This is a genomic window from Caballeronia terrestris (assembly GCF_001544515.1).
Taxonomy (GTDB): Bacteria; Pseudomonadota; Gammaproteobacteria; order Burkholderiales; family Burkholderiaceae; genus Caballeronia; species Caballeronia terrestris.
In genome coordinates this window covers 1-5,859 of record NZ_FCOL02000150.1, presented here as the reverse complement: position 1 = coordinate 5,859, position 5,859 = coordinate 1, and the positions used below count along the sequence as shown (strand labels likewise).

General features: G+C 64.6%; 5 protein-coding genes. 1 reads left to right on the top strand and 4 read right to left on the bottom strand.

Going from position 1 to position 5,859, the window contains the following annotated elements; translation table 11 throughout:
* Positions 1-228: 228 nt before the first annotated feature.
* Entirely contained in the window at positions 229-654 is a 426-nt protein-coding gene (locus AWB67_RS34095; RefSeq protein ID WP_087660380.1) for a DUF4399 domain-containing protein, read from the bottom strand.
* A 46-nt stretch (positions 655-700) separates the two neighbouring features.
* A complete protein-coding gene (locus tag AWB67_RS34090) occupies positions 701-1,138 on the bottom strand; it encodes a DUF4399 domain-containing protein (RefSeq protein WP_087660381.1) in 438 nt (145 codons plus the stop codon).
* A 352-nt stretch (positions 1,139-1,490) separates the two neighbouring features.
* On the opposite strand from AWB67_RS34090, the gene AWB67_RS34085 reads away from it, so the two are divergent.
* Entirely contained in the window at positions 1,491-3,356 is a 1,866-nt protein-coding gene (locus tag AWB67_RS34085) for an SUMF1/EgtB/PvdO family nonheme iron enzyme (RefSeq protein WP_087660379.1), read from the top strand.
* Between the two features lie 141 nt (positions 3,357-3,497).
* On the opposite strand, the gene AWB67_RS34080 is transcribed toward AWB67_RS34085, so the two are convergent.
* Together AWB67_RS34080 and AWB67_RS42460 are read right to left on the bottom strand one after the other, a co-directional pair.
* On the bottom strand, positions 3,498-5,597 hold the full coding sequence (locus AWB67_RS34080; RefSeq protein ID WP_087660378.1) for a serine/threonine protein kinase: 2,100 nt from the start codon (positions 5,595-5,597) through the stop codon (positions 3,498-3,500).
* Between the two features lie 34 nt (positions 5,598-5,631).
* Positions 5,632-5,859, bottom strand: a 228-nt coding sequence (locus tag AWB67_RS42460) for a hypothetical protein (protein ID WP_235025511.1), incomplete at its 5' end; no start/stop codon positions are given.

Sequence of the window (5,859 nt, the reverse complement as noted above, 5' to 3'; positions counted from 1 at the left end):
GAAAATAGTTTTCAAGTCTTTGAAAATAAAGGAATTTATCGAATAACGACTGAGTGCTAGCTGACCTCATGCGCACGAGCGCTGATCGCTGAAACCCAACAGATTCGCCCGGAAGTGTCGGACCGGCAGCGACACATGATCAGGAGGAGATTCGAGAGCAAACGGAATCGCGGAAGCATCGTCGATCGATGTCCCGGAATGGAAAGCGAAGCGCCTGTAAAACGCCCGCTACTTGACGATGATGGTGATCTTCTTCGAATAGACCGGCGGGTTGTGCGGGATGTGCTTGTCGTCGCCCATCAGCAGTTGCAGCGTGTGCTTGCCGGGCGGCAATTCGAGCAGCGTCTCCGTTTCTCCCGCGCCGTAGTGCAGATGATTGCGGTCGGAGGGAATCTCCTTGTCCATCGGCGGCAGGTCCGTGTCGATCAGCAGATGGTGATGCCCCGTGTTCGGATACTGCACGCCGCGCGGCGCGACACCCATGTAGCGCAGCCCGAACCACACCTTGAACGGACGCCCGGCCGGCACCACCTGGCCGTCGTTCGGATAGCCGATGTAGGCGTACGCGTTCGGCGGCGCGGGTGTCGAGCCGGCTGCCGCGACGCCACAGTAAAGCGAAGCCGCGAGCGCGGCGGCGGCGAATAGCTTGTTCATGGCGTGTGCCCTCCGCTGGGTTCGGCCCGGATGCGCGGTGCCGGTGTCATCGCATCGTGATCGTGATCTTCTTCGAATACACGGGCGGGTCGTGCGGCACGTGGTTCAGGTCGCCCATCAGCAGTTGCAGCGTATGTTTGCCGGGCGGCAATTCGATCCGCGCGTCGGTCTCGCCCGCACCGTAGTGCAGATGATTGCGATCGGAGGGAATCTCCTGATCCAGCGGCGGCAGGTCGGTATCGATCAGCAGGTGGTGATGCCCGACGTTCGGCAGGTCGATGCCCTTCGGACACACACCCATGTTGCGCAGCCCCATGCGGACCCAGAGCTTGCCGCCCGAGAGGACGGCGCCGTCCGGCGGCCAGATGATGTACGCCTCGGCATTGGCCGGCGAAGGGGTGCGCGGTTTCGGCGCAGGAAACGACGAGTCCGCGGCGAGAGCCGCGATCGAAGCCAGCGCGCCAAGTATTGTTCTTCTCAGCATCTTTACGCAGCCTCCCGCAAGGTCGGAAAACGATCGGTGCCGGCGCGCGGTGTTCACCGCCCTCGCCTTCGTTCGGTTCGTCCGGGGTGTCGTCTTTTAGCTTAGAACGGAAGTCGTCAAAAAGATACGTGGATGCGCGAACTGCGAGTACTCGACCTGCGTTGCAGGCGCCGGATGTCATGGAATCCCCCATAAGGAATCCCTGCACAAAGGGACTTAGCACGGCCAATCAGCGTGCTATCGTTGTCGATGCCAGTTCCGCAACCGGCGGCACGCGCCGGAGCATGACATGCGTGACCATCGGGCGCGTCGTCGGCCAAAATCTTCCATGCCGGATAGACAGGGTGTGAATATGTGGCGAAAACTTTTGATCGTATGCATATTCGGCGCGATCGGCGTCCAGGCCGCGCAAGCGGCGCCGATCGCGCCCAAACCCGCGCCCGAGCCCTCGTCCGCCACTGAACGCGTCGCGCTCGTGATCGGCAATGCGGACTATGGCGATCATCCGCTCATGAGCCCCGTCGACGATGCCCGCCGCATGGGCACCGCGCTCGCCTCGCTCGGCTTCGACGTGATCAGCCGTGCGAACCTGACCGAAGCGCAGATGAAAGACGCCCTCGCCGACTTCGATCGCCGGCTCGCGGCGGGCGGCACGGGCGTGCTCTACTTCGCGGGCCACGGCATCCGGACTTCGCGCGACACCTTGCTGATCCCCGTCGATGCCGACAGCGGTTCGCCCGCGCGTCTCGTCACGAAGGGCATCGCGCTGCAAGGCGTGCTCGATGAGATGGCGCGCTCGGGCCAAGGCCGCGCGAGAACCAATCTCGTCATCCTCGATACATGTCTGAATGATCTGTTCGGCGCGGCTGCCATGCGTCCGCTCGCGCTGCCCCCGAACACGCTGGTCGCGTACGCGACGGCGCCCGGTTCGCTCGCCATCGATGGCGACGATCACGGCGTCTACACGGCCGCGCTGCTCGGCGCCTGGGCGCTGGGCAATGACGATGTCGCGACGATGTTCGGCGCGGTGGCATCGACGGTAGCGCGCGCCACAGGCGGGCGTCAGATGCCGTGGGTTGCATCGACGCTCACGCAGCGCGTGAACCTCGGCGTTGCGCGCGAGCGAATCGATGTCGCGTCGTTGCAGGAAGTGAAACCGTCGACGGTGCGCACGCGCGGCATCCTGCCGAAGGACAGCACTGAACAATATGAGCTGACCTTCTGGGATTCGATCAAGGACAGCACCTATCCAGCCGATTACGAAGCCTATCTGAAGGCTTACCCGAACGGCCGGTTCGCAGGGCTCGCGAAAGCTCGCATCGAGCGGCTGCGCGCCGGCGGGGCAAAATCGGAGGCGCCTGTTGCGCGTACGCCGCCTGCAGCGCCTGCACCTGCGCCCACTCCAGCGCCCGCGCAAAAACCCAAGGCGGCGGCACCGCCCGTCGAAGCTGCCAAAGCCCCCGCAACCCCCGCCCCCTCCACTGCCGCAAAGGCCGCTAGCGGCGGCGAGATCAAGGATTGCCCGACGTGCCCCGTGCTGGTCCCGCTGTCACCTGGCAGCTTCACGATGGGCAGTAATTCCGACGATCCCGCCGAGAAGCCGCCGCATCGCGTGTCGATCGGCCAGCCGTTCGCGATCGGCAAATACGAGGTTACCGTCGAGCAATGGAACGCGTGCGTCGACGCGGGCGCGTGCACGCGCATCGCCATCGACGGCAATGCGGCCAACAATGCGCCGATGCGCAACGTCAGTTGGGACGACGCCCAGGTCTACGTGAAATGGCTCGCAAAAGTAGGCGGCAAGGCGTACCGGCTGCCGACCGAGGCCGAGTGGGAATACGCGGCGCGCGGCGGCACGTCCACCGTCCACTGGTGGGGCGACGCGATGAAAAAAGGCACCGCGAACTGCAAGGACTGCGGCGACCCGTGGTCCGCCGACGGTCCCGCCAACGTCGGCTCGTTCATGGCGAATCCGTACGGCCTCTTCGACATGAACGGCAGCGTCTGGGAGTGGGTCGCCGACTGCTGGCACAGCTCCTACAAGAACGCCCCCGCCGACGGCCGCGTCTGGGACGACCCCGCGTGCTCCGTGCGCGTGATCCGCGGCGGCTCGTGGCGCGAGGGCGCGGCATACATGCAGTCCGCGACGCGCTTCAAGTACAGCGCAAGCGTGCGGCAGTCGCAGAACGGTTTCCGCGTCGCGCGCGATATGAAATAGCCGCCGAGACGGCGCTTCGCTCATTTCTTGCCTGCTGATCTGCACGATTTCGACGGCTACGTGGTCGCGGGCGTACTTTCCCGCAAGCTGCATCATGCGGATCTCGACGAGACGGTGCGCACATAGACAGCGGCTACGCGCTCACTTCTTGCGCGCCTGCGTGCTGATCTGCACGATATCGACGGCTACGTGATCGCGGCCGTACTTCCCCGCGAGTTGCGTCATGCGGCTCTCGACGGCGCGCAGATAGTCGGCTTTCGGCTCGCTGCCGGGGCGCAGCGTGTCGAAGAGCGGCGCGGGCGTCGTCACCAGCACGACCAGCTCCGACCCGAACGGCGCGCCGACCACCCAGTCGCCCATCGTGCCGATCGTCGCCGTGTAGTGCGGCGGCGCCTGATTGTCTTTCGCGCGCTCGTTCGGCACGAGATGCACCACGGTGCCGTCGAGCTGGAAATAATCGACGTTCACATAGGAGTCGTAGCCGGGCGTCATCACGTCGAGGATGAGCGGCTGGCCTTCGGTCAGTTTCGCGCCGGCTGCACGCGTGCGCAGCGAGGCAGGCCGGCCCGTCTGATGATTCGCGCTCCAGTACGGGCCGAAGACTTTCAGCACGTCGCATTTGCTGTCGGCGACCTGCGTCACGCCGAGGTTGACCGTCGAGGCGCCTGGCACGGCGGCCAAGACCTGCTTCAGACGCGTCGTGCCGTATTGCTCCGACACGAAGCCCTGCACATCGACGGTTCTGTCGTGGACGGACGCGACGAGCGCCGAGCACGGCACGCCTGCGAGCACTGGGTTCACAGCGTCAAGCGTGAGTGCGGGAGGCGCAGCGGGCGCCGCCACGACCGCGGGCGCGGAAGGCGGCGCGGCTTGCTGGGCGGGCGGCGTCGGCGCCGTTGCGGGTGCAATGACGGTCCCCGCGACATCCGTTTCCTTCGGAGCTTCCTCGTTGCTCTTCGACTGATCGTAAAAGTAATAGCCCGCAGCCGCCAAAATGGCCGCCACAATCGCCGCCCCGCCGATCAGCGCCTTCGCCGGCAGGCCCTTCGATCCCGTCGACGTCGCCGGCCGCTCCTCGCTCAACTCGTCGAGAAACTGCGCGACGGTCAGCGTGCGCGCCTCGCGGTCGAACGACAGTGCCGCCTTCAACGCCCGCCATTGCTTGTTGCCGAGATCGTCGGGGCGCGCGGGTTTCATGTTCGCGCTGCGCGCCTGCAACGCCGGCACGCGGTCGAACGGATGCTTTCCGGTCAGCAATTCGTAGGTGATGCAGCCGAGAGCGTAGACGTCGTCGCGCGGATCGGGCTCCAGGTGCTCCAGCATCTCCGGGCTCGCGTACGCGGGCGTAAGCGCGCCGAGGCTGCCGGGATCGAAGATGGTCGCCTCGGTCTCCTCCTCAGGCCGCTGGAACACGCGTGCGATGCCGAAATCGATCACCTTGACTTCGGCGGTATCGGTGAGGAATACGTTCGCCGGCTTGAAATCGCAGTGGACGAAGCCGCGCTCGTGCGCATACGCGAGCGCGTTCGCCATGCCCTTGAAGATCGGGAACGCCTCGGAAAACGGCATGCCCTTGAAATTCGGGTTGCGAAGCATGCGCGACAGCGGCTGGCCGGACAGATACTCCATCGTCAAATAGACGACCGAGCCGTCGCGGTCGAAGTCGTACACGGTGACGATGTTCCGGTGCGCGAGCGTCTGCGCCTTGCGCGCCTCGCGCTGCAGCGCGATCAGCGACTTCGGGTTGCCGCGAAACTGCAGGTTCAGCACCTTGATCGCGACGTAGGGCCGCCGGTCCGACGCTTCGAGCTTGCGCAGGTCGAGCGCCTTGTACACCGTGCCCATCCCGCCGACGCCCAGGCATTCCTCGAGCACGAAGCGCGCGTTGAGCGTATCGCCGACGCCCTTCACCTGATCCAGTTCCGCGACCACCTGGCCGTTGCCGAACGCGCCCTGCGACGCCGACTGGCGCGACGAACCGCCCGAGGGGGTCGTCTGCACGCGGGTTTCGTCGGAAGTGTCGAGGGGATCGGGGTGCGGCGTGTTCTCGATGCGGCGCTTCACGGCCGCATAGACGTCGTGCGGGAGCGGCGTCGCGGCGTGCTCTTCGTCGAGGATCGCGAAGAGGGTGGCGCGCGGGACGCGGTTCGCCGCCAGTGCGCTATCGATGCCTGCATAAAAAGCGTCGCGCGACTGGCTGTCGCTGTGGAATGTACGAATCGCTTCTGCAAAGCTTGTCATTTGTGCGACTCGACGCTCCAAATAGACCGACAATTCACTTGTCGTAACAAACTACATGTCCACGTTCGATACTAGCCTTCGATAGCGGCTTTCGCAAATCTCGTTTGCGATCATGGACGCTGTGACGGACGTGTCGTGATGTTGCCAACAGGTGGACGCCGGCTGTTGGCCCGCAGCCATCATGCGATCTGCGCTGCTTATTGGTATAACGCAGCGCACCCCAAAAATATTCCTTATTTTTCAATGCCTTGAAACTATTTTT

Coding starts and splice junctions, on each gene's coding strand:
- AWB67_RS34090 (WP_087660381.1), bottom strand. CDS start 1,138: ATGCTGAGAAGAACAATACTTGGCGCGCTGGCTTCGATCGCGGCTCTC.
- AWB67_RS34095 (WP_087660380.1), bottom strand. CDS start 654: ATGAACAAGCTATTCGCCGCCGCCGCGCTCGCGGCTTCGCTTTACTGT.
- AWB67_RS34085 (WP_087660379.1), top strand. CDS start 1,491: ATGTGGCGAAAACTTTTGATCGTATGCATATTCGGCGCGATCGGCGTC.
- AWB67_RS34080 (WP_087660378.1), bottom strand. CDS start 5,597: ATGACAAGCTTTGCAGAAGCGATTCGTACATTCCACAGCGACAGCCAG.